This is a genomic window from Bradyrhizobium sp. HKCCYLRH1034 (genome assembly GCF_051168375.1).
In the GTDB taxonomy this organism is placed as follows: domain Bacteria; phylum Pseudomonadota; class Alphaproteobacteria; order Rhizobiales; family Xanthobacteraceae; genus Bradyrhizobium.
The window spans coordinates 20,765-43,738 of record NZ_JBNPUW010000007.1 but is presented as its reverse complement, the minus strand read 5'-3'; the positions used below and the strand labels follow the sequence as shown (position 1 = coordinate 43,738).

Genomic DNA, 22,974 nt, shown 5'->3' with positions numbered 1-22,974 from the left:
CCGGTGAGCACGGCCGATCACACCATCAACGCGGCATCGGCGGCTGAATGCCCGAGGTGTTGCGGGTAAAGAGTGTCCCGAACGTCGAGCCCTGCGGCTGCGCCGGCTGCGGCCGGGCCATTCCCGTGGTGGTCCGCTGCTGCGGCGTCACGATGATCTGCTGGGGCGGGCCTGGGGGGACCGTGCCGCGTGCCTGCACCGACTGGTTGGACATTCGTGACACCAGACGCATCAGCTGATCCTGGCCGGCCTGCAGCTGCTCGATGGCGCGGGTGTGATCGCGGCTGGCCTGATCCTGCGTCGACTTGATCTGTTCGATGCCCTGCTGCAGATCGGCGATGTCGCGCGCCATCCTCTGCATCAACGTCGCGGGCTCGCGGGGGCCGGTGGTGTCTTCCGCTCCCCTCAGCGAGGCATTCGACATCATGGCATCCTCGCTGCCCTGCTGGGCTGACGCCTCGTCCTGCGGCGCTTCGCTGGCGCCCGGCATCCAGCGGTCCATCAGCGAGGTGCCGGCGTCGCGCTGCGACCAGGCGACCGAGCCACCGACCAGCACGACCAGCAGAGCGAGACCCACGGCGTTGCGCCCGCGCAGCCTGCCGAGCGGTGCCTTCATCCGCGCCCAGCGGCTGGCCCCGGCGTCTGCCGCCCCGCTCGTGCTCGCTGCCGCCGCGGCATCCGCCGCCACGCCGGGCCTCTCGATCGCCGCGAGCCGCGTATCGATCCGGGTCAGCACCTCACGCAGGACCCGCCGGTACAGTTGATCATAGCTTGTCTTCTCGGGCTTCCCAGGGGCGAGGCCGATCTCGCTCTGATCAATCTGTTGCACGTTCTGTGTGGACTGCATTGCTGATCCCCAAACCCTTGGCCCGCCGCCGACGCCGATGTTCTCTTTGAATTTTCAAACGTGACTCGACCCGCCGCTTTGGCCGAAAGCAAGACAGCGTCGTGACGAGGAGGGGGCCTTTTCGGACCATCTCTCCCTCGCTGCAGCGCCAGTCGATCGCTTCGAGAGGCCTGAATCGCCCTCTTGTTGCGCGCTGCCGAGCCTTCGAGGTACTATCCGACCGATGTTCTTGGGGGGATTGGGGCCGGTGCAAAGCTTGATTGTCATTGCGCGCGCAATGTTGTGCGCAGCGTTCGTCGTCCTGTCCGCTCACGCGCAGGCCGTGCCTTTGGATGAGGCCACGCGCAAGGCTGAACTGATGGCGGCCTGGCAGGCGGCGAGCCAAGCGGGCACCGACGGACCAAGCGACATCGTGCTGATCGACCAGGGCACGCTGAAGCTGCCGGCCGACTACTTCTACGTCCCGAAGAACGAAGGCCTGCGGGTCCTTCGCGCGCTCGGCAACGTCGTCAACGACGCGACCTTCGTCGGGCTGGTCGTCGGCAGACGCCAGAACGACGACTGGATGGTGGTCATCAAGCACATCAAGGAAGGCTACATCAAAGACGACGACGCCAAGAGCTGGAACGCGGACGATCTGCTGAGCAACCTTCGCGCCGGCGCCGACGAGGCGAACAAGGACCGTGCGGCGCGCGGATTTCCGGAAATGGCCGTGGTCGGCTGGGTCGAGCCGCCGGCCTACGACGCCACGACGCATCGTCTCGTCTGGTCGCTGCTCGCCAAGGAGAAGGGCCAGCCCGACGATGCGCCGAAGAACGTCAACTACAACACCTACGCACTCGGGCGTGACGGCTATTTCAGCCTGAACCTCCTGTCCGGCTCGGAGCGGATCGCGGGCGACAAGGCGGTGGCGCACGAGCTGCTGTCCGATCTCTCCTACAATGCTGGCAAGCGTTATGAGGATTTCAGTGCCAGCACGGATCGGATCGCCGAATATGGATTGCTGGCGCTGGTCGGCGGCGTTGCCGCGAAGAAGCTCGGGCTGCTGGCGCTGGCCGGTGCGTTCGTCCTGAAGTTCGCCAAGATCATCATCTTCGCCGTCGTCGGCGCCGGGGCCGCTGTCATGAACTTCCTGCGCCGCAAGCCGCGCGGCGACAACGCGGGCGGGCCGACGTGAAGGGTCTCCTGCTGATCCTGTTCTCCGGCCTGAAATGGGGGAAGCTCGCCATGAGCGGCGGCACGATGCTGCTGTCGCTGGTCGTCTATGCCGGCATCTGGGGCTGGCGCTATGCGGCCGGCTTCATTGCGCTCCTGTTTGCCCATGAGATGGGACACTACGTCGCCGCACGTCAGCGCGGCCTCGACGTCGGCGCTCCCGCCTTCATCCCGTTCGTCGGCGCCTGGATCGCGCTCAAGGAGCAGCCGGTCGACGTCGAGACGGAGGCCTATGTGGCACTCGCCGGTCCGCTGGTCGGGACCGCGGCCGCGCTCGCGGTCTATCTGTGGGCGCGATCGGACGACAGCAATCTGCTGCTTGCGATCGCCTATTCCGGCCTGTTCCTCAACCTGTTCAACCTGCTGCCGATCTCGCCGCTGGACGGCGGCCGCGTCACCAGCGTGCTGAGTCCGCGCATCTGGCTGCTTGGCGTTCCCATGCTGCTGGCCTTGATGCTCTATCGGCCGAGCCCGATGCTGATCATCATCGCCATCCTCGCAGCCCCGCAACTGATGAAGGCCTGGCGCTACGATCCCGGCGCGCCCGAGAACGTCGCCTATTATGGCACGACGCTGCAGACGAAGCTCGAATATGCCGGGACTTATCTCGCGCTCGCGGCGCTTCTCGCCGTCATGACCTACGACGTGCACGAGATGCTTGGGCACGTGCGTCAGTTTGGTTGAGTTGAGGTTGCCGCTTCAGTCGAGAAGCTTCATGTAGGTCAAAGGGCACCGTCTCGTCGTAAGGAAGCGCCCCGTCGTAAGGACATGGCCTTCTTCAACTCGGAATTTCCGCTGCTGCAATGCAGCGGATATATTTGGGCGGCGCGCAGGAACCATGCAGTCCTGCGAGATATTCAATGAGCCATGAGCGCGGCGCGCTATCACAATGCGCTGAGCGCAGAGCACGTCTCGGGATGTTCCCTTGCTCACTGGCATGTGGGAGACCAAAGTCGAGCCTGCCCGTCAGAGGCATAAGGATTCGGGAGGTTTCATGATTTCGCTCAAGTCCATCTTGCTTGCGAGCTGCGCAACTGCGCTCGTCTCCTCGGCCGCCTGGGCCGCAGACCCGATCAGGATCGGTGTCATCTCCGAGGCACAGGCCGTCGCCGGCTCGTCGATCGCACCCGCAGCGCAATTGGCCGCCGAGGAGATCAACGCCAAGGGCGGCATCGACGGGCGCAAGATCGAGATCGTCGTCTACGACAATCACTCCTCCTCGGCGGAATCGGTGCGGGCCTTCCAGCGCGCCGTCAGCGAGGACAAGGTCAACGCGGTCATCGCGAGCTACATCTCCGAGGTCGTGCTGGCGCTGGAGCCGTGGGCAGGGCGCCTCAAGACGCTGATGATCACGCCCGGTGCAGCGTCCGACGTCATCACGCAGAACATCGCCAAGAACTACGACCAGCTCAAATACACCTTCCACGGCTATCTGACCTCGACCTCGTTGGCCGGCCTCGTCTGCGACGCGGCCAAGGACCTGCTGGTCGAGCCCTACAAGATGAAGACCGCGGTGATCATGAGCGAGGACGCGGCATGGACGACGCCGCTCGACGCCGGCTACGAGAAATGCCTGCCGGAGATCGGGCTCAAGGTCGTCGACCACATCCGCATGTCGCCTGACACCACCGACTTCACGCCGATCTTCAACAAGATCGAGGGCCTGAAGCCGGACGTCATGATCACCGGCATCTCGCATGTCGGCACCCAGCCGACCGTGCAGTGGAAGAGCCAGCAGGTGCCGATCCCGATGTTCGGCATTTCCTCGCAGGCGACCAACTCGACCTTCTGGAAAGACACCAACGGCGCCGTCGAGGGCGTCATGTACAATGCCGTGTCGGGACCGGGCGTCGCGGTAACGCCAAAGACGCTGCCGTTCGTGGAGGCCTATCAGAAGAAGTTCGGAAACTTCCCGTCCTATGCCGGCTACACCTCCTATGACGACGTCTACATGATCGCGGATGCGATCCATCGGGCCGGCGGCACCGATCCCGACAAGATGGTCGAGGCGATGGAAGCGACCGACTATGTCGGGACGATCGGCCGCATCGCCTTCAAGCCGAAGGGCGACCCGAACCCGCACGCGCTGCGGACCGGAAAGGGCTACATCACCGGGCTGATGCTGCAATGGCAGAACGGCAAGCAGGTCAACGTCTGGCCCAAGGAGCTCGCCGCCGGCACCGCCACCTGGCCGTCCTTCATCAAGCTCAAGGCGGCCAGCAACTGACGCATCGCGGGCCGCTCCTTCAAGGAGCGGCCCATTTTCTTGGTGCCTCAGTCTGACGTTGCAGGTCGATTTTCAATGCTTTTCTGGCAGATCTTGATCGATGGCTTTGCCATCAGCGCGCTGTATGCCCTCGGCGCGACCGGCTTCACACTGATCTTTGGTGTCTCGGGCGTGCTCAACCTTTCCCACGGCGCCATCATGGTCGGCGCCGCGGTTGCAGCCTGGGCTGCCGCCAGCGAATTCGGTGTCGGGCCGTACACCGGCGCGCTGATCGGAGTCCTCGCCGGCTTCATTTTGGCCTTCGCCACCTACTTCATCGCCGTCAGGCCGATCCAGCGCTCCAAGGTGATTGCTGAATCGGAGAAGGAGATCTTCATCCTGACCGCGACGCTGCTGTGGGGCATCATCATCCAGGAGGCGATCGCATATTTCTTCACCAACAATGCCAAGACCGTGCTGCCGATCGTCGAGGGCGTCACCACGGTGTTCGGCGTGCGCACGCCACGCAACGAATACTTCACCGCCGTGATCTGCTGGGTCGCCATCGGGCTGTTGTGGTTCCTGGTCAACCGCACCAGGCGCGGCAAGGCTGTCATGGCGGCGTCGATGAATCCGCGCGGCGTCACCTTGCTGGGCATCGAACTATCGTCGATCTACCTCACCGTCTGGGCCATCTACGGCCTGCTGGCGGGGGTGGCCGGCATCCTGCTCGGTATGTTCTTGGGGGTCAGCTCCTACAGCGTCGGGCCGCTGACGGCGAGCGCGTTCTCGATCGTCGTGCTCGGCGGCCTCGGCAGCGTGTCGGGCTCGCTGATCGCGGCCTATGTGGTGGGCTATCTCGAGACCGGAACGGCCTATCTGATCTCGCCGGCCTACCGGACGATCCCGGCGCTGCTGCTGCTCGTCGTCGTCATGTATCTGCGCCCGCAAGGGCTGTTCGGACGGAGGTGAGCATGCCTGCATTCGTTACGTCGCGGCTGTTCTGGATCGCACTCCTGACCGTGATCGTGGCTCTGGTCCTGCCGGCCTACGTCTCAGGCTACGTCCTCGGGCTGCTGACGGTCGCGTACTACACGGCCGTGTTCGCGATGTCCTGGGACCTGCTGTTCGGCTTCGCCGGCGAGGTCAATTTCGGACCGACCTTCCTGATCGGCGTCGGCGCCTATACGGCCGGCATTCTCGATGCGCACTTCTCGCCGGGCCTGTCGATCTGGCTGTGCATCGCCGCCGGCGCCCTGGCGGCGGTCGTCGGCGGCGTCGTGCTGGCGCTGCCGGCGCTGCGCGTCAGCGGGCCGTATTTCGGCCTGACGACGCTGGTCGCCGTGCTGATGCTGCAGAACTTCATCGTCGTCGCCGCGGGGCTGACCGGCGGCGAGATCGGCCTCGCCGTGCCGGACGTGATCTCGATCGACGCCAAGACCAACTACTGGATCGCGCTCGGCTTCATGCTGGTGAGCGGTGCGATCCTGTTCGGCTTGTCGCGCAGCGCCATCGGGCTGATCCTGCAGGCGAGCGGGCAGGACAAGATCCAGGCCGGCGCGCTCGGCTTCAACGTCACCAAGCACAAGCTCGCCGCCTTCGTCGTCAGCGCGTTCTTCTCCGGGCTCGCCGGCGCACTGATGGTGTTCTACATGGGCACGGCCTCGGTCTCGACCTTTGTCGATGTCGGCGTCGGCGTGCAGATCATCATCGCCGCGGTGCTCGGCGGCCGTCGCACCGTCATCGGCGCCGCGATCGGCGCGATCTTCCTGATCGGCATGGGCGAGCTGCTGCGACCGCTCGGCGAGCTCGCGACCCTCATCGTCTCCGTGATTGCGCTCGTGGTCATCCTGTTCTTCCCCGACGGCTTCCTCGGCATGATCAGGGGAGGGGCCAAGGCATGACGCAAGGCATGAGCGGCGCTCCGATGCTGGAGGTCAACGGCCTCACCAAACGGTTCGGCGGCCTCGTCGCCGTCAAGAATTTGAGCTTCTCGATCCGGCCCGGCGAGATCCTCGGCCTGATCGGGCCGAACGGCTCGGGCAAGTCGACCGCGATGAAGAGCGTCATGGGCGTCGAGCGGCCGACCGCGGGCTCGGTCAGGCTCGACGGCGTCGAGCTCGCCGGCCTGCCGTCGCACCGCATCGCGCGCATGGGCGTGGGGCTGGTGTTCCAGCATTCGCGGCCGCTGGCGCGCCAGACCGTGCTGGAGAACATCAAGGTCGCACTGCTGCCGGACAAGCTGACGCGGCTGTTCGCCGACAAGGACGTCGATGCGCGCGCACGCGCGATCGCCGAGCGCGTCGGCCTCGGCGGCGTCATCGACCGGCGGCCGCCGACGCTGGCATTTGCCGATCTGCGCCGGCTCGAGCTTGCGAAGGCGGTGGCGCGCAGCCCGAAGCTGGTGCTCGTGGACGAACCTTTCGCCGGCCTCACGGCGTCCGAGGTCGCCGACTTCTCCGAGCTCATCCGCGAATTCCGCGACGACGGCCACGCGGTGCTGCTGGTCGACCACAACGTCAAGAGCGTGTCGGCACTGGTCGACCGCGTGCTGGCGATGTATCTCGGCGAGAAGATCGCCGAGGGCAGGGCGACCGAGGTGATGCAGGACGAGACCGTCCGCCGGGTCTATCTCGGCGGCGCGCTGGTCTCGACCGCGCGGCCGGAGGCCAGCTTCAAGGACGTCACGCCGGCGCTGCAGGTCGACAAGGTCGGCGTGCTCTACGGCAAGGCGCAGGCGCTGCAGGACGTTTCGCTGCACGTCCATGAGGGCGAGTTCGTCTCGGTCGTCGGCCTCAACGGCGCCGGCAAGACGACGCTGTTCAACGCGATCTCGGGCCTGGTGCCGTATTCGGGCGACGTGAAGTGGGCAGGGCGCAGCCTTGCCGGCGGCACGGCGGCGCAGATCGCCCGCTCAGGCATCGTGCAGTGTCCGGAAACGCGCGAATTGTTCGGCGACATGAGCGTGCGCGAAAATCTCGAGCTCGGCGGCAATGCGCTGTCCGACGCCGAGCGTGCCGAGCGGCTCGAATGGCTGTTCGGCCTGTTTCCGATCCTCAAGTCGCGGCAGCCGCAGCTGGCGCGCACGCTGTCCGGCGGCGAGCAGCAGATGCTGGCGATCGCGCGCGCACTGATGATGAAGCCGAAGCTCCTGATCCTCGACGAGCCGACGCTCGGACTTGCGCCGGTGATCCTGGAGACGTTGTCGAAGGCGCTCGATCGACTGCGCGAGACCACCAAGATCACGGTGCTGCTCGGCGAACAGAACGTCACCTTCGCGCTCCCGCACGCCGACCGCGTCTACGTGCTGGATCATGCCAAGATCGTCTGGGAAGGCCCGCCGGATCGGTTCGAGGCCGAAGCCGCGGCGAACTATCTGTGAGGGACGGGGGCAGGGAGCAGGGGCGTCCCTGCTCCCTGCCCGGATCTCATGAGTTCGGAGCTACGGGAAACGAGGCGGGCGCGCCTGTGGCGGCCGGGGCGCAAGGCGCGCCGCGGCGCCGACGGTCGTCGGCTCGGTCTTCGCTGCGCGGAACGCGCGTGCGAGCTGGTCCTGGCTGGCCTGCAGCTGTTCGATCGCCCTGGCGTGATCGCGGTTGGCCTGCTCCTGGCTGGACTTGAACTCCTGAAACCCGCTCTGCAGTTCGGCCACGTCATGCGCGATCTTGTCGATCAGCGGCGCGACGTCCCGGTCGGGAGCAGACGGCACGTCATGCTCCGGCGTAGCCTCCGCCATCGCGGAGGATGGATCGCTGGCGCGCGTTGACGTCGATGCCGATGACGTCTCCGGTGTTGGTGAAACGGATGGTGATGGTGAGGCAGGGGCCGTCTCGGCCGCACTCGATCCGTTCGCCGCCGTCTCCAGTGCCACCACCGGCGGATTCGCCGCCTGAGCATTCTCACGCCGGATGGATTGAACCGCCGCTTCGATCCGGTCGGTGACGGAGGTGATGGTCTCGGTATGGTCCCGCGCCAGGGTGATGGCAGCGCCGATGAGCCCGGCCGACGCCATCAGCGTGATCATGGCCCGCAATACGGGCCGGCGCCGGGCCGGAGGAGGCGTTTCCACGTGTTCGCTGCCTGCAGCGGGTTCGATAGCCTCGACCGCATCAGCGGCGGCCTGGGCCTCGATGTCGGCGATCCGCTGATCGATACGTGCGCGCACCTCGGCCAGCACCCGCTGATAGATCTCCTCGCAGACAGCGTCGTCAGGCGGCAGCGCGACATCACCCGGATCAACTTCCTTCGACGTCGACTGAACTGGCATGTCTTCGGATCCCATTCACGATACGCCCGTGCCCAATCCTGAAGGATGCGGTTTTGACCTCTGGGCTTTGACCAAACGAAGACTGCGGGGTGACGAGGCGGGGGCGATTTCGCACAGGCGCCGACGTGCGCTGGGCGGGCCGATGTGCGGCTTCCACCGTCAGGCAGTCGCCCATAGCCTATTCGCATAAGGTATATTATGGAATATTTATATGCGTAGCGAGTTCAACGACTTGGCGCCAAATCCTCGAATTTGCGGCAGCCGCGGGCCCTTCAGAACCCCCGTCCAGCCCGAGCTGACGGGCCGTTCGCCATGGCCGAGACTCGCGCTGCGCATGACCTGCTGCGAACGCCGATATTGCTGCTGCGGCCCATCGCTGCAATAAGCGCAGACGACGTCGCTGATGTCGCTGGATTCGTCCGGCGATGCTTGCGGCGGCGCGATGCAACAAGAAGAAGCTTCTCCAGGGAGAAACGAGCATGAGCCTGTCACGACGCGCGCTGTTGAAGGCCTCCGCGGCGACAGCCGTACTGGGTGGAATTGGCACCGTCGCAGTGCCGCATGTGGCGCGCGCGCAGAGCGCCGAGTTCACCTACAAATACGCCAACAACCTGCCCGACTCCCATCCGCTCAACGTCCGCGCCAAGGAGATGGCGGCGGCGATCAAGGCCGAGACCGCCGGCAAGTTCGACCTGCAGATCTTCCCGAACAACCAGCTCGGTTCCGACACGGACATGCTGAGCCAGATCCGCTCCGGCGGCGTCGAGTTCTTCACGCTGTCCGGCCTGATCCTGGCGACCCTGGTGCCGGCCGCGTCGATCAACGGCATCGGCTTCGCGTTCCCGGACTACGACACGGTCTGGAAGGCCATGGACGGCGATCTCGGCGCCTACGTGCGCGGCCAGATCAACAAGGCCGGCCTCGTGGTCATGGACAAGATCTGGGACAACGGCTTCCGTCAGACGACGTCGTCGACCAAGCCGATCAATGGGCCCGACGACCTCAAGGGCTTCAAGATCCGCGTGCCGGTGTCGCCGCTGTGGACCTCGATGTTCAAGGCGTTCGAGGCCGCGCCCGCCTCGATCAATTTCAGCGAGGTCTATTCGGCGCTGCAGACCAAGGTGGTCGAGGGCCAGGAAAACCCGCTGGCGATCATCTCGACCGCCAAGCTCTACGAGGTACAGAAATACTGCTCGCTGACCAACCACATGTGGGACGGCTTCTGGTTCCTGGCGAACCGCCGCGCCTGGGAGGCCGTGCCGGCCGACATGCGCGCGATCGTCGCCAAGCACATCAACGCGGCCGCCGTGAAGGAGCGTGAGGACGTCGCCAAGCTCAATGCCGGCCTGCAAGCAGAGCTCGCGTCGAAGGGCCTGACCTTCAATCAGCCCAACGTCGCGCCGTTCCGCGACAAGCTGCGTACCGCCGGCTTCTATGCCGAGTGGAAGGGCAAGTATGGCGACGAGGCCTGGGCGCTGCTGGAAAAGGCCGTCGGCAAGCTGTCGTAACCTCGAGCGTGATCCGGAAACGTGGGACCGGCTTTCCGAAACGATCATGCTCAAAACAAGAATGACGTAGACGCGTTCGGGTGACGTCATGGCGCATGCCGAGTTCACGGAAATTGCGATCAGCGAGGTGGTCATCGAGATCCCTCGCCGCCGGTCCTGGCTCGATGGCTTGGATGCCTTGCTGGGTCTCCTGGTCGAGATCCCAGCCGCGCTGCTGGTCGTGGCCGAGATCGTCATCCTGTTCGCGGGCGTCGTGGCGCGCTACGTCCTGCACCGGCCGCTGATCTGGTCGGACGAGCTGGCCTCGATCCTGTTCCTGTGGCTCGCGATGCTCGGCGCTGCGGTTGCGTTCCGCCGCGGCGAGCACATGCGGATGACGGCAATGGTGGCGCGCGCCAGCCCCGGCTTGCGCGCCTATCTCGATCTGGTCGCCACTGCCGCGGCGCTGGCGTTCCTTGTCATGATCGCCTGGCCGTCCTGGGAGTACGCTTACGAGGAAAGCTTCATCACGACGCCGGCGCTGCAGATCGAAAACATCTGGCGCGCCGCCGCGCTGCCGGTCGGCATCGGACTGATGGCGCTGTTCGCCCTCATCCGTCTCGCCCGCACGGCCAGCGTCAGGACGATGCTGCTGGCCGTCGTCTCCGTCGCAGCCGTCATCGCGCTGTTCTGGGTGGCACAGCCGCTGCTGAAGCCGCTCGGCAACATCAACCTCGTGATCTTCTTCGTCGGCGTGGTCGGCTTGTGCGTCTTCGCGGGCGTGCCGATCGCGTTCGCCTTCGGGCTCGCGATCTTCGGTTATCTGGCGCTGACGACGCGCACGCCGCTGATGGTGCTGGTCGGGCGCATGGACGAGGGCATGAGCCATCTCATCCTGCTGTCGGTGCCGCTGTTCGTCTTTCTCGGCCTGCTGATCGAAATGACCGGCATGGCCCGCGCCATGGTCGCGTTCCTGGCGAGCCTCTTGGGTCACGTCCGCGGCGGGCTACATTACGTGCTGGTCGGCGCGATGTATCTCGTCTCGGGCATTTCCGGCGCCAAGGCGGCCGACATGGCGGCGGTCGCGCCGGTGCTGTTTCCGGAGATGAAGGCGCGCGGCGCCAAGCCCGGCGATCTCGTCGCCCTGCTCGCCGCCACCGGCGCACAGACCGAGACCATTCCGCCGAGCCTGGTTCTGATCACGATCGGCTCCGTCACTGGCGTGTCGATTGCGGCGCTGTTCACCGGCGGCCTGCTGCCGGGCGTGGTGCTGGCGATCACGCTGTGCGCGCTGGTGTGGTGGCGTTACCGCAACGAGGACATGAGCGGTGTCCGCCGCGCGACCGGAGCCGAGATCGGCAAGGCCTTCATCGTCTCGCTCCCTGCCCTGGCCCTGCCCTTCGTGATCCGCGCTGCCGTCGTCGAGGGCGTCGCGACGGCGACGGAGGTCTCGACCATCGGCATCGTCTATGGCGTGCTGGCGGGCCTGCTGGTCTATCGCCGTTTCGACTGGCGCCGCCTGATGCCGATGCTGATCGAGACGGCGGCGCTGTCCGGCGCCATCCTGCTGATCATCGGGACGGCGACCGGCATGGCCTGGGGCCTGACGCAGTCCGGCTTCTCGCGGGCGCTGGCGGCGGCCATGACCGGGCTGCCGGGCGGCCCGGCGACGTTCATCGCGGTCTCGATCGTCGCCTTCACGATCCTGGGCAGCGTGCTCGAGGGCATTCCGGCGATCGTGCTGTTCGGCCCGCTGCTGTTTCCGATCGCGCGTGCCGTCGGCGTGCACGAGGTGCATTATGCCATGGTGATCATCCTGGCGATGGGAATTGGTCTGTTCGCACCGCCGTTCGGGGTCGGATATTACGCCGCCTGCGCGATTGGCCGGGTCGATCCCGCGAAGGGCATCCGCCCGATCTGGGGCTACCTGCTGGCGCTTCTCATCGGCCTCGTCATCGTTGCGATTTTTCCGTGGATTTCGATCGGGTTCCTGTAGACTCTTCAGATGACGAGGGAGGGTGGTGATGAGCACGAACCAGTATCAGCTCGGTCTGGACAAGACGCCGGCCAACTACGTGCCGCTGACCCCGCTCAGCTTCCTGGCGCGCAGCGCGGCCGTCTATCCCGACCACGTCAGCACGGTCTATGAAGGCCGCAGCTTCACCTGGCGCCAGACCTATGACCGCTGCCGGCGCTTCGCGTCGTACCTCGCGGGCCGCGGCATCGGGGTCGGCGACACCGTGGCGGCGATGCTGCCGAACATCCCCGCGATGAATGAGGCGCATTTTGCCGTGCCGATGGCCGGCGCCGTGCTCAACACGCTCAACATCCGGCTCGATGCGTCCTCGATCGCGTTTCAGCTCGACCACGGCCAGGCCAAGATCATCCTGGTCGATCCGGAATTCTCCGGCGTGATCAGCGAGGCGCTCAAGCTGATGAGCGGCGCAAAGCCGTTCGTGATCGACGTCGACGACGCCTCCTATGCCGGCGGTAGCCGCATCGGCGAGATCGAGTACGAAGCAGCCGTCGCCTCGGGCGATCCCAGCTTCGAGCCGCGCCGTCCCACCGACGAATGGGACGCGATCGCGATGAGCTATACGTCTGGCACGACGGGCAATCCCAAGGGCGTCGTCACCCATCACCGCGGCGCGTACCTCAACGCCGTCAGCAACATCCTCGCCGGCGGGCTCGGCCAGCATCCGGTCTATCTCTGGACCCTGCCGATGTTCCACTGCAACGGCTGGTGCTTCCCCTGGACCATGGCCGCTGCGGCCGGCGTCAATGTCTGCCTGCGCAAGGTCGAGCCGACCAGGATCTTCGAGCTGATCAAGACCCACGGCGTGACGCATATGTGCGGCGCGCCGATCGTCTACAACGTCCTGATCAACGCGCCCGACGCGCCCAAGGGCAAGCGCGACAAGCCGGTGGTGGGGCTGATCGCGGGCGCCGCGCCGCCGGTCGCCGTGCTCGAAGGTGCCGAGAGCATCGGCATCAAGCTGACCCATGTCTACGGCCTGACCGAGGTCTACGGCCCCGCCTCGGTCTGCGCCGAGCAGCCCGGCTGGGACGACCTGCCGGCGCCTGAGCGCGCGCGGCTGAAGCGGCGCCAGGGCGTGCCCTATCCGCTGCAGGAAGCCGTCACCGTGCTCAATCCGGAGACGATGCAGGAGGTGCCGCGCGACGGCGAGACCATCGGCGAGGTGATGTTCCGCGGCAACATCGTCATGAAGGGCTATCTCAAGAACGAGAAGGCGACGCAGGAAGCCTTTGCCGGTGGTTGGTTCCACACCGGCGACCTCGGCGTGCTCGACGAGCACGGCTACGTCATCATCAAGGACCGCTCCAAGGACATCATCATCTCCGGCGGCGAGAACATCTCCTCGGTCGAGGTCGAGGACATCCTCTACAAGCACCCTGCCGTGCTGTTCGCCGCCGTCGTCGCCAAGCCCGATCCGAAATGGGGCGAGGTGCCTTGCGCCTTCATCGAGCTGAAGGACGGCGCGCAGGCGACGGAAGCGGAGATCATCGCCTATTGCCGCAGCCACATGTCCGGATTCAAGACGCCGAAGGTGGTGGTGTTCGGCCCGATCCCGAAGACGTCGACGGGCAAGATCCAGAAATTCCTGCTGCGCAACGAGGTGAACTCGGCCAAGGCGATCTCGGCGTAGGTGCCCATGAGTAGGGCGGGTTAGCGCCTCGGCGCGTAACCCGCCGTCCTTGACGCCAGAATGGCGGATTGCGCTCCGCTAATCCGCGCTACGCACTGCGCTCGCAATGACGAAAATGATCAAGAGCCCCTGCTCTTCTCCGGATAGTATTGCGGCGCCTCGCGGCGGTCGTACATGCCGTAGTCGCGGGTGACTTCGACGACGCGGATGTTGTCGGCGCCGGGTTCGGCGAGCAGCTGCGTGCTCAGTGCGACGCCGGTCGGCTCGTTCGGCAATTCGACGAGATGCGCGAAGCGTCCTTCCCGGTAGACGCTGGAGAAGCTCGCGACCGGCAGGTCCTTCACGCCGCTCAATTGCGGGGCCGCCGTCTCGACGGCCAGCACATAGGTCGGCGCACGCCGCTTCGGATCATTGTAGGTGCCTCGCCGCTCCGGCTGCCAGGCCGCCTGCCCTGGCTTTACCTCGTGGGCCAACTCGGCGATACGCAGGCGGTAGTCCGAGAACACCTTGTCGCGGCCGAGGGTCTGGATGTCGTGATGATGGGCATGGACGCGCCAGGCGGTCATGGCGCCCTCGTCCTGCCAGATCTGGTAGGACAGGATCAGATTGTCGCGCGACAGGCTCCGGAAGCGGTCGAGGAACAGGCAGCCGCCGAGCGCATCGAGCTCGGGCCGCAGCGCCGCGGCGAGTTGCAGATACTGGTCGAGGCGGCCCGGCTTGACCTCGACCTCGAAGAACAGCGACAGCATGGCAGCGTCTCCGTGTTTTTGGACGTCGGCTGAACTTCAAACGCGGTGGCCATCGCAGCCGGCCGCGCATGAAGGTCATTGCGAGCGAAGCGAGGCAATCCAGAAGCATTCCGACGACTCTGGATTGCTTCGTCGCCTTCGGCTTTTCTCAATGACGGCCTTGGCCGACGGACGATCGCCCTACCCGACCTCCAGCCGCATCCCGTCATAGGCCGGCACCACGCCCGCCGGCAGGCTCTGGCGCAGCACCTCGTAGTCAAGATCGGCGGTCATGTTGGTGATGACGGCGCGCTTCGGCTTGAAGCGCTCGATCCAGGCGAGAGCGTCGTTGACCGAGAAATGGCTCGGATGCGAGGCAGGGCGCAGGCCGTCGACGATCCAGAGGTCGAGATCCTCCAGCGCGCCCCAGCTCTCCTCGGGGATGTCGTTGAGGTCCGGCGTGTAGGCGGCATCGCCGATGCGATAGCCGAGCGCGGGGATATTGCCGTGCTGGACCAGGAACGCCGTCAGCTTCAGCTCGCCGCCCTTGCCTTCCACCGCCTGGGTCTCGCCCGCCTCGATCGCGTGCTGGGTCAGGATCGGCGGATAGTCGCTTCCCGGTGGCGAGATGAAGCAATAGGAGAACCGGTGCATGATGTCTTTCGCGGTCGACTGGTTCAGGTAGACCGGAATGCGCCGGCGCTGATGCATCACCACCGAGCGCAGATCGTCGATGCCATGGGTCTGGTCAGCATGCTCGTGCGTCAGGAATACCGCGTCGATGTGATCGACGTTGGTGTCGATCAACTGCTCGCGCAGATCCGGCGACGTGTCGATCACGACCCGCGTGACGCCATGGGCTCCGCGGCGCTCAGCCAGAAGCGAGCAGCGCCTGCGGCGGTTCTTCGGGTTGTTGGGATCGCAGGCGCCCCACCCCAGCGCCGGGCGCGGCACGCCGGCCGAGGAGCCGCAGCCGAGGATGGTGAGCGTCAGCGTCATGCAGCCTCCTTTGGCCGCGGCACCTTGGAGAACAGCTTGAAGAAGGTCTCGGTGGTCTGGCGCGAGAATTCCTCGAACGAGACGCCGCAGGTTTCCGCCAGCACCTTCGCCGTCTCGACGACGTAGGCCGGCTCGTTGCGCTTGCCGCGGAACTTGCCGGGCGCGAGATACGGCGCGTCGGTCTCGACCATGATGCGGTCGGCCGGCACCTCGGCGGCCAGCGCGCGAAGTGCGTCCGACTTCTTGAACGTCACGATGCCCGTGAACGAGATGTGCAGTCCGAGGTCGATCGCCTTCATCGCCAGCTCACGCCCGCCGGTGTAGCAATGCAGCACGGCCTGGAAAGGTCCGCGCGCCATCTCCTCCTCGAGGATGCGGCTGCACTGCTCGTCCGCTTCGCGGGTGTGGATCACCAGCGGCAGGCCGGTCGCGCGCGCTGCTGCGATGTGGGCGCGGAAGCCGCGTTCCTGGGCGTCCTTGGAGCCGTGGTCGTAGAAATTGTCGAGCCCGGCCTCGCCGAGCGCGACCACCTTCGGGTGCCTGGTCAGCGCGATCAGTTCCTCGGCCGCGATGCCGTCCTCCTCATCCGCATTGTGCGGATGGGTGCCGACCGAGCAGAACACGTTGTCGAACCGCTCGGCGATCGCCAGCAGCTCGGGCAAGCGCCGCACCCGCGTCGAGATCGTTACCATGCGGCCGACGCCGGCGGCGGCGGCACGCGTGACGATGCCATCCAGATCCTCGGCGAAATCCGGAAAATCCAGATGGCAATGGCTGTCGACCAGCATCACGCCGCCGTCGGCTCGATGTAGCGCGGGAACACCGCCTGCGGTGCCGGCAGCTGCGTGCCAGCCGCAATCCGGACGTCGCCGCCGAGTCGCGCAAAATTCCGTTCGTCCTCGGGAATGCCGAGGCTGTCGAGCAGCTTTGCCGACGCGGCCGGCATCACCGGCTGGGTCAGGATCGCGACCTGACGGATCACCTCGGCGGTGACATAGAGCACCGTATGCTGGCGCTGCGGATCGGTCTTCGCCAGCGCCCACGGCGCCTCGCCCGCGAAATAGCGGTTGGCCTCGGCCACGACCGACCAGACCGCATTGAGCCATTGGTGGATCTGCTGCGTCGCCATGGCCTTGCGCGCCGCGCCGATCATCGCATCGGCCTCCGCCAGGATCGCCTTGTCATTGGCCGAGAACTCGCCGGGCTCCGGCAGCACGCCGCCGAGCTGCTTTGCGATCATCGACAGCGAGCGCTGTGCGAGGTTGCCGAGGTCGTTGGCGAGATCGGCGTTGATGCGCGCGACGATCGCCTCGTGATTGTAGTTGCCGTCCTGGCCGAACGGCACTTCGCGCAGGAAAAAATAGCGCAGCTGGTCGACGCCATACTGGTCGGCAAGATTGAATGGATCGACGACGTTGCCGACCGATTTCGACATCTTCTCGCCCCTGTTGAACAGGAAGCCGTGGGCATAGACCCGCTTCGGCACGGGCACGCCGGCCGACATCAGGAACGCCGGCCAGTACACCGCATGGAAGCGGATGATGTCCTTGCCGATGACGTGCACGTCGGCAGGCCAGTATTTCCAGTTTGCATCGCTCTCGTCGGGAAAGCCGACGCCGGTGATGTAGTTGGTCAGCGCGTCGACCCAGACATACATCACGTGCTCCTCGTCGTGAGGCACACGGACGCCCCAGTCGAAGGTGGTGCGCGAGATCGACAGGTCCTTCAACCCGCCCCTGACGAAGCTGATGATCTCGTTGCGGCGCGCATCCGGCCCAATGAAATCGGGCTGGCTCTCATAGAGCGCGAGCAGCTTCTCCTGATAGGCCGACAGGCGGAAGAAATAGCTCTTCTCCTCGACCCACTCCACCGGCGTGCCCTGCGGTCCGCGGCGGACGTTGTCCTCGCCGACGACGGTCTCATCCTCGGCGTAATAGGCCTCGTCGCGTACCGAGTACCAGCCCGCATAGCTGTCGGCATAGATGTCGCCATTCTCGCGCATGCGGTTCCAGATCGCCTGGACGGAGCGATGATGCGCGGGCTCGGTGGTGCGGATGAAGCGGTCGAACGAGACGTTCAGCCGCTCGTCCATCTCGCGGAACCGGCCGGCATTGCGGGTCGCGAGTTCGGACGGCGTCATGCCCTCGTTCTGCGCGGTCTGCACCATCTTCAGACCGTGCTCGTCGGTGCCGGTCAGGAAGTACACGTCCTTGCCGTCGAGCCGCGCAAAGCGCGCGATGGCGTCGGTCGCGATCGCCTCATAGGCGTGGCCGATATGCGGGTTGCCGTTGGGATAGGCGATCGCTGTCGTGACGTAGAAGGTGTTCTTGTCGACGGGAGCTGCCGCGACCTGCGCTACGATCTCGTCGATCTCGACGACCACGGCCTCGACCTTCGGCTTGCGCGGTGCCTTCGGCTTCGCGGCGCGTGGCGGCTTCGGCGCTTCAACGATGGCCGGCGCGACCTTCTTCGGTGCAGCCGGCTGTTTCGGAGCGGCGGGCTTTCTCGCGGCCGAAGGCTTGTTCGTTGCTGCCGCGGGCTTGGCGGCCGTCTTCTTGACCGGCGCTGTGGCGGGCTTTGCCACGGCCTTCTTGGCCGGAGCCTTCACAGCTTTCTTGACCGCTTTCTTGGCGGCGCTCTTCGACGCTTTCTTGGCCGCGCTCGCCGCCGGGGCTTTGCTCTTGGCTTTCGCGGGCGCCGTCTTGGATTTGGCGGTCTTTTTCTTGGCGTCCTTGTCCTTCGCCGCCTTCGCCTTGGCGGCGCTGGCCTTGCCCTTCGCAGGCCCCTTGGCGGCAGCCTTCTTCGCGCCGCTCTTGCTCGCGGGCTTGCCCTTCTTCACGCTTGTCTTGCTGGCCTTCGCCACGGCAGATTCCTCTTTGACGACGTCGGTCGACGGATTGATCCTGATGATCCCGGGATGATGGTCGGCGCGGTTACCGCGTGGCTTCGGCGAGCATCCCGAACACCGAGAAAACCAGCGGTTTTCGCTCCAGATTATAGGATTCGGTGTCGCGCGCGGCGCGGACGATCTTTTCCCATACCTCCGCCAGCCGTGCAAGGCGCGGCAGTTCCGCGTTGGGATCTGCGGCCCGCAGCCGCTCCGCCACCCAGCGCTCGATACTGTCGAGGAAGCTCGCCAGCGCGACGCGGTCGCTGGTGCCGAGCGCATCGCCCAGGGCATGCAGCTCGCCCGGGTCGATCCGAGGCAGGCTCGCGAGCAGCGCCGCGGTCCGGGTCTGCAGCTGCAGCCCGTCGCCGCCCAACAGCATGAGGGTCCGGGCGACGCTGCCCTCGGAGGCCCTGGCGGCCTCGCGCAGCGCCGGATCGGCTCCGTCCATTCCGGTGGCCTCGGCCGCGGCGCTGACGACGTCGTCGGTGGACAACGCCCGCAGCGCCAGCCGGCGGCAGCGCGACTTGATGGTGGCGAGCACCCGCGCGGGCGCGTGGCTGACCAGCAGGAACAGCGACCGCTGCGGCGGCTCCTCGAGGATCTTGAGCAGCGCGTTGGCGGCGTTCGGATTGAGCTCGTCGACGGTGTCGACGATGCACACCCGCCAACCCTCGACCGCCGCCGTCGAGCCGAAGAACGAGATCGTCTCGCGGGTCTCGTCCACGGTGATGACCGTGCGCAGCACGCCCTTGTCGTTGGCCGAGCGCTCCAAGGTGAGCAGCCCGCCATGAGCCTCGGAGGCGATCAGGCGCGCGACGTGGTCCTCCGCGTCGACGTACAACGAATCGGCGGCGCGCACCTCGGCGGTGGTGGGATCGCGGTGGGCCAGCACGAAGCGCGCCATGCGGTAGGCCAAGGTGGCCTTGCCGATGCCTTGTGGGCCGCCGATCAGCCAGGCATGCGCCATCCGTCCGCTGCGGTAGGCGGAAAGCAGCGCCGCCTCGGCGTCGCGATGCCCGAACAAGGCGGTGGTTTCGCGTGGATGGCGGACCGCGATCTCCGGTTCGACCTTGCGTGCGCTCATGACGCCGCCGCCACTTCCGTGAACAGGCGTTCGCGCACGGCGTCCCAAACGAGCTGCGAGACCGTTTCCGCGCTCGCCGTAGCGTCGATCAGCACGCAGCGCCGGGGATCCTCGGCGGCGATCTTGTGAAAGGCGTCGCGCAGTCCCTTGTGGAACTTGATGTCTTCGCCTTCGAACCGGTCCGGGGTTCCGGCGCCGCGCCGCGCCCCGGCACGCTGCAGACCGATCTCGACGGGAACATCGAGGATGAGGGTCAGATCCGGCTTGAGGTCGCCGATCGTGACCCGCTGCATCGCATTGAGCACGTCCGGCGCGACCTTCCCCTGGCTGCCCTGGTAGGCCCGGGTCGAATCGAAGAAGCGATCGCACAGCACCCAGCTGCCCTGGTTCAGCGCCGGCAGAATCACGTTGCGGACATGGTCGTCCCGCGCGGCCGCGAACAGCAGCGTCTCGGCCTCCGGGCCCAGCAGCTTGCCCATGCCCGACAGCACGAGGTGGCGCATGATCTCCGCGCCCGGCGATCCCCCGGGCTCGCGGGTCAGCACCAGGCGCACACCCTCTTTCTGCAGATGGTCCGCCAGCATCTTGATCTGCGTCGATTTTCCGGCGCCCTCGCCACCCTCGAAGGTGACGAATCGGCCGCGGCCAGGACCACGTTTCAAAGCTGCTTCCGCCATGTCTCTAGAGCTTCTCGGCCCCGGCGCGGAACATCCCGATCACGAGCTCGCTGACCCCATCGATCGCACGCCGCATCGTGGATCCCCTGCTCACCGCCTCCGCAGCATAGACAGGGGCCTCCATGGCGATATTGGGGCCGCGCCAGACCCTGACAACCCCGACCTTCTGCCCGGGCTCGATGGGAGCCCTGACCGGGCCGCTGTAGACGATGCGGGCGATCAGCTTGTCGCCGCCGTTCTTCTGAACCATGACCTTGACCGGCACCGGGCTCGACAGCTTGACCGAGCGGCTCTCGCCGCCGAACACCTTGGCATAGCCGATCGGCTGCTCCGCGGCGAACAGGGTGCGGGTCTCGAAATTGCGGAAACCCCATTCCAGCATCTTCTTGGCCTCGGTGGCGCGGTCCTCGGAATCCTCCAGGCCATTGACGACCACGATCAGCCGCGTGCCGTTCTGCACGGCCGAGCCGACCATGCCGTAGCCGCCTTCCTTGGTGAAACCCGTCTTGAGGCCGTCGGCGCCTTCCATCGCGTTCAAGAGCGGGTTGCGGTTCTGCTGACGGATCTTGTTCCAGGTGAACTCCTTATCGCCGAAGATCTTATAGAACTCCGGGAAATCCAGGATGATGTGCCGGGCGAGCATGGCGAGCTCGCGCACCGTCATCTTGTTGCCGGGATCGGGCAGCCCGTTGGAATTGGCGAAGGTCGATCTGGTGAGGCCGAGCTCGCGCGCCCGCTTGGTCATGTAGTCGGCGGCGAAGATCTTCTCGTTGCCGGCCATGCCTTCGGCAAGCGCGATGCAGGCGTCGTTGCCGCTCTGGATGATCGCGCCATGCAGGAGGTCGCTCACCGAGACCTTGCTGTTGAGCGCGGCGAACATCGTCGAGGTGCCGGAGGGCGCCCCGCCCCGGCGCCAGGCATTCTCGCTGATGCGGTATTCGTCGTTGAGCTTGATCGTGCCCTCCTTGACGGCGTTGAACACCACCTCGGCGGTCATCAGCTTCATCATGCTGGAGGGCGCCCGCAGCTCGTCCGCGTTCTTCTCGAACAGCACGCTGCCGCTGTTGGCCTCGATCAGGATCGCGGTCGGCGCATCGCCGTCGAAGCCGCCATCCTCCTTGCGCGCGCCCTGGACGCTCTGGTTGGCGGCGTACAGCGCGCCGCACCAGCCGACGGCAACCGCCACCGTCAAGGCGATGAGCGCACGCGTCGCCCGTCCGGACGTGAAACCGGAGCGGCGCAGCGGTAAGGTCATGAAATTCATCGGCTAAGCTCTGGAGCGCACTGGGATTCTAGCAGTTGCAGGGGACGCAAACAACTCGGCAATCCCGCGGATGCGTCCGCTGTCCCGTGGATTTGCACGGCCCGTCGCGCGGTGCGATAGGTCGAGCGCCGGCAATCAACACGGCCAACTCGAAAATCGAGCGATCGAGGGTGGAAACAGTGTCATCGACGCGGATCATCAAGGCCAACGGAATCGAGCTGTTCGTGCGCGAACAGGGCGAAGGCCCCCTCGTGGTGCTGTGCCACGGCTGGCCCGAACTGTCGTATTCGTGGCGGCACCAGATCCCGGCCCTCGCCGCCGCCGGCTATCGCGTCGTGGCGCCCGACATGCGCGGCTTCGGCCGCTCGCAGGCGCCTGAGGATATCGGCGCCTATACCATCTTCGACACGGTCGGCGACATGGTCGGACTGGTCGGGGCGCTCGGCGAGCGTCGGGCCGTCATCATCGGCCACGACTGGGGCGCGCCGGTGGCCTGGCATGCGGCGCTGTTCCGTCCGGACGTGTTCACGGCCGTCGCGGGCTTGAGCGTCCCTCCCCCGTTTCGCGGTCGCGCCCGGCCGCTCGACACGCTCAGTGCCGGCGGCATCGAGAACTTCTACTGGCAGTATTTTCAAACGCCCGGCGTGGCGGAGGCCGAGCTCGAGCGTGACGTGGCGCTGACGATGCGCACGATGCTGGCGCGCGGATTCTCCGATCCGCAGTCGCTGTTCGTCGCACCGGACAAAGGCTTTCTCGGCGACGTCGCCCCCGATCTGCCTTTGCCTGCGTGGCTGAGCGAGGACGATCTCGCCGAGTTCGTCGCGGCTTACGGCGCCTCCGGCTTCCGCGGTGGCCTGAACTGGTACCGCAACATCGATCGCAACTGGGAGCTCACCGCGCCGTGGCAGGACGCGCAGATCCGCCAGCCGTCGCTGTTCATCGCCGGCAGCGCGGACGCCGTCGTGACCGGGCTGATCGGCGCCAAGCGCGTCCAGGACATGGCGCGAGTTCTGCCGGATCTGCGGCGCAAGCTGATCATCGAGGGGGCCGGGCACTGGATCCAGCAGGAACGCTCTGCCGAGGTGAATGCGGCGCTGATCGCGTTCCTGCGCGAGGTGGCTCCTGCTCGCTAGCGCGCGAGCGGCAGCTCCATCATGCGATGCGACGCCATCGCCTCGTCCGCCACATCGCGGAACCCCAGCCGCACGTAGAACCGGATCGCGTCCTCATTCGTCGTCGCGACCGCGAGCGAGAGCACGTCGGCGCCCTGCTCCCGTGCCGCCGTTGCGACCGCCTGCATGATCTCGCGTCCGACACCGGCGTTGCGCGCGCCCGGCAGCAGCGCGAGATCGACCACGTGCCATCGCGACGCCGCGCGGTCGAGCAGCAGCCGCCCGACCGGCGCGGCATCGCGGAGAATGATCAGCGACTGCGCTGCCGGACATTGCGCCGCGTGGCCCGCGACCTGGGCGCGATATTGCTGCGCCAGCACGAGATCGAGCATCGCCGGCGGCAGACCGGCCGCGGCGAGCTGCGCACCTCTGACGGAGCCAAAGAGGTCGCGCAGGAACGGCTCGTCGGCGGTCTCGGCGGGCCGCAGCCGCAAGCGAACATCCCGCGAGACGATCTCGCTCCCGGTCGT

The 22,974-nt window shown here is 66.2% G+C and carries 20 protein-coding genes; 10 read left to right on the top strand and 10 right to left on the bottom strand.

The annotated features are described in order from the left end of the window. Positions 1-25: 25 nt before the first annotated feature. Positions 26-847: a hypothetical protein gene (locus ACQR0W_RS17955; protein ID WP_315711919.1), complete on the bottom strand. Its 822-nt coding sequence runs from the start codon at positions 845-847 to the stop codon at positions 26-28. Positions 848-1,205: 358 nt separating this feature from the next. Between ACQR0W_RS17955 and ACQR0W_RS17950 the strand changes: the two genes are divergently transcribed. From ACQR0W_RS17950 to ACQR0W_RS17925, 6 genes are all read left to right on the top strand, one after another. Further along, positions 1,206-2,024, top strand: coding sequence for a DUF2167 domain-containing protein (locus ACQR0W_RS17950; protein ID WP_316216115.1), 819 nt, complete (start codon positions 1,206-1,208; stop codon positions 2,022-2,024). Then, positions 2,021-2,746, top strand: coding sequence for a site-2 protease family protein (locus ACQR0W_RS17945; protein WP_316172034.1), 726 nt, complete (start codon positions 2,021-2,023; stop codon positions 2,744-2,746). Before ACQR0W_RS17950 ends, ACQR0W_RS17945 begins: the two co-directional genes overlap by 4 nt. A 310-nt stretch (positions 2,747-3,056) precedes the next feature. Next, positions 3,057-4,289 (top strand): ABC transporter substrate-binding protein, encoded by a 1,233-nt coding sequence (locus ACQR0W_RS17940; RefSeq protein WP_315711922.1) that lies wholly within the window; start codon positions 3,057-3,059, stop codon positions 4,287-4,289. Positions 4,290-4,364: 75 nt separating this feature from the next. After that, complete coding sequence (locus ACQR0W_RS17935; protein ID WP_315751552.1) at positions 4,365-5,240, top strand: branched-chain amino acid ABC transporter permease; 876 nt, start codon at positions 4,365-4,367, stop codon at positions 5,238-5,240. A gap of 2 nt (positions 5,241-5,242) precedes the next feature. After that, positions 5,243-6,172 carry a branched-chain amino acid ABC transporter permease gene (locus tag ACQR0W_RS17930; protein ID WP_315751553.1) on the top strand — a complete coding sequence of 310 codons (930 nt, stop codon included), beginning with the start codon at positions 5,243-5,245 and terminating at the stop codon, positions 6,170-6,172. 8 nt (positions 6,173-6,180) lie between these two features. Further along, positions 6,181-7,650, top strand: coding sequence for an ATP-binding cassette domain-containing protein (locus ACQR0W_RS17925; protein WP_316172035.1), 1,470 nt, complete (start codon positions 6,181-6,183; stop codon positions 7,648-7,650). Between the two features lie 60 nt (positions 7,651-7,710). Here ACQR0W_RS17925 and ACQR0W_RS17920 read toward each other — a convergent pair whose 3' ends face one another. Beyond that, entirely contained in the window at positions 7,711-8,550 is an 840-nt protein-coding gene (locus ACQR0W_RS17920; RefSeq protein ID WP_315827608.1) for a hypothetical protein, read from the bottom strand. Positions 8,551-9,014: 464 nt separating this feature from the next. Here ACQR0W_RS17920 and ACQR0W_RS17915 point away from each other — a divergent pair, with 464 nt between their 5' ends. The 3 genes from ACQR0W_RS17915 to ACQR0W_RS17905 all read left to right on the top strand — a co-directional run bounded on the left by ACQR0W_RS17915 (position 9,015) and on the right by ACQR0W_RS17905 (position 13,690). Beyond that, the gene (locus ACQR0W_RS17915) at positions 9,015-10,043 is read left to right on the top strand and encodes a TRAP transporter substrate-binding protein (protein WP_315711928.1); all 1,029 of its coding nucleotides are present in this window, start codon (positions 9,015-9,017) and stop codon (positions 10,041-10,043) included. 88 nt (positions 10,044-10,131) lie between these two features. Next, positions 10,132-12,018 carry a TRAP transporter large permease gene (locus ACQR0W_RS17910; RefSeq protein ID WP_316172036.1) on the top strand — a complete coding sequence of 629 codons (1,887 nt, stop codon included), beginning with the start codon at positions 10,132-10,134 and terminating at the stop codon, positions 12,016-12,018. Between the two features lie 28 nt (positions 12,019-12,046). Next, a complete protein-coding gene (locus ACQR0W_RS17905; RefSeq protein ID WP_316172037.1) occupies positions 12,047-13,690 on the top strand; it encodes an acyl-CoA synthetase in 1,644 nt (547 codons plus the stop codon). A gap of 119 nt (positions 13,691-13,809) precedes the next feature. Here ACQR0W_RS17905 and ACQR0W_RS17900 read toward each other — a convergent pair whose 3' ends face one another. The 7 genes from ACQR0W_RS17900 to ACQR0W_RS17870 all read right to left on the bottom strand — a co-directional run bounded on the left by ACQR0W_RS17900 (position 13,810) and on the right by ACQR0W_RS17870 (position 21,332). Beyond that, on the bottom strand, positions 13,810-14,439 hold the full coding sequence (locus tag ACQR0W_RS17900; RefSeq protein WP_316172038.1) for an antibiotic biosynthesis monooxygenase family protein: 630 nt from the start codon (positions 14,437-14,439) through the stop codon (positions 13,810-13,812). A 180-nt stretch (positions 14,440-14,619) separates the two neighbouring features. Continuing rightward, positions 14,620-15,417 carry an MBL fold metallo-hydrolase gene (locus ACQR0W_RS17895; protein ID WP_316172039.1) on the bottom strand — a complete coding sequence of 266 codons (798 nt, stop codon included), beginning with the start codon at positions 15,415-15,417 and terminating at the stop codon, positions 14,620-14,622. Next, positions 15,414-16,205: a TatD family hydrolase gene (locus ACQR0W_RS17890; RefSeq protein WP_316172040.1), complete on the bottom strand. Its 792-nt coding sequence runs from the start codon at positions 16,203-16,205 to the stop codon at positions 15,414-15,416. The genes ACQR0W_RS17895 and ACQR0W_RS17890 overlap by 4 nt, the downstream gene beginning before the upstream one ends. Beyond that, a complete protein-coding gene (metG, locus tag ACQR0W_RS17885) occupies positions 16,205-18,280 on the bottom strand; it encodes a methionine--tRNA ligase (protein ID WP_316187118.1) in 2,076 nt (691 codons plus the stop codon). The genes ACQR0W_RS17890 and metG overlap by 1 nt, the downstream gene beginning before the upstream one ends. Before the next feature lie 70 nt (positions 18,281-18,350). Further along, a complete protein-coding gene (locus ACQR0W_RS17880; RefSeq protein ID WP_316187117.1) occupies positions 18,351-19,391 on the bottom strand; it encodes a DNA polymerase III subunit delta' in 1,041 nt (346 codons plus the stop codon). Further along, positions 19,388-20,068, bottom strand: coding sequence for a dTMP kinase (gene tmk, locus ACQR0W_RS17875; RefSeq protein WP_315827617.1), 681 nt, complete (start codon positions 20,066-20,068; stop codon positions 19,388-19,390). The genes ACQR0W_RS17880 and tmk overlap by 4 nt, the downstream gene beginning before the upstream one ends. A 4-nt stretch (positions 20,069-20,072) precedes the next feature. Continuing rightward, the gene (locus ACQR0W_RS17870; RefSeq protein WP_316187116.1) at positions 20,073-21,332 is read right to left on the bottom strand and encodes a D-alanyl-D-alanine carboxypeptidase family protein; all 1,260 of its coding nucleotides are present in this window, start codon (positions 21,330-21,332) and stop codon (positions 20,073-20,075) included. 179 nt (positions 21,333-21,511) lie between these two features. Here ACQR0W_RS17870 and ACQR0W_RS17865 point away from each other — a divergent pair, with 179 nt between their 5' ends. After that, on the top strand, positions 21,512-22,465 hold the full coding sequence (locus ACQR0W_RS17865; RefSeq protein WP_316187115.1) for an alpha/beta fold hydrolase: 954 nt from the start codon (positions 21,512-21,514) through the stop codon (positions 22,463-22,465). Here ACQR0W_RS17865 and ACQR0W_RS17860 read toward each other — a convergent pair. Continuing rightward, on the bottom strand, positions 22,462-22,938 hold the full coding sequence (locus tag ACQR0W_RS17860) for a GNAT family N-acetyltransferase (protein ID WP_315711946.1): 477 nt from the start codon (positions 22,936-22,938) through the stop codon (positions 22,462-22,464). The genes ACQR0W_RS17865 and ACQR0W_RS17860 overlap by 4 nt on opposite strands. Between the last annotated feature and the right edge of the window lie 36 nt (positions 22,939-22,974).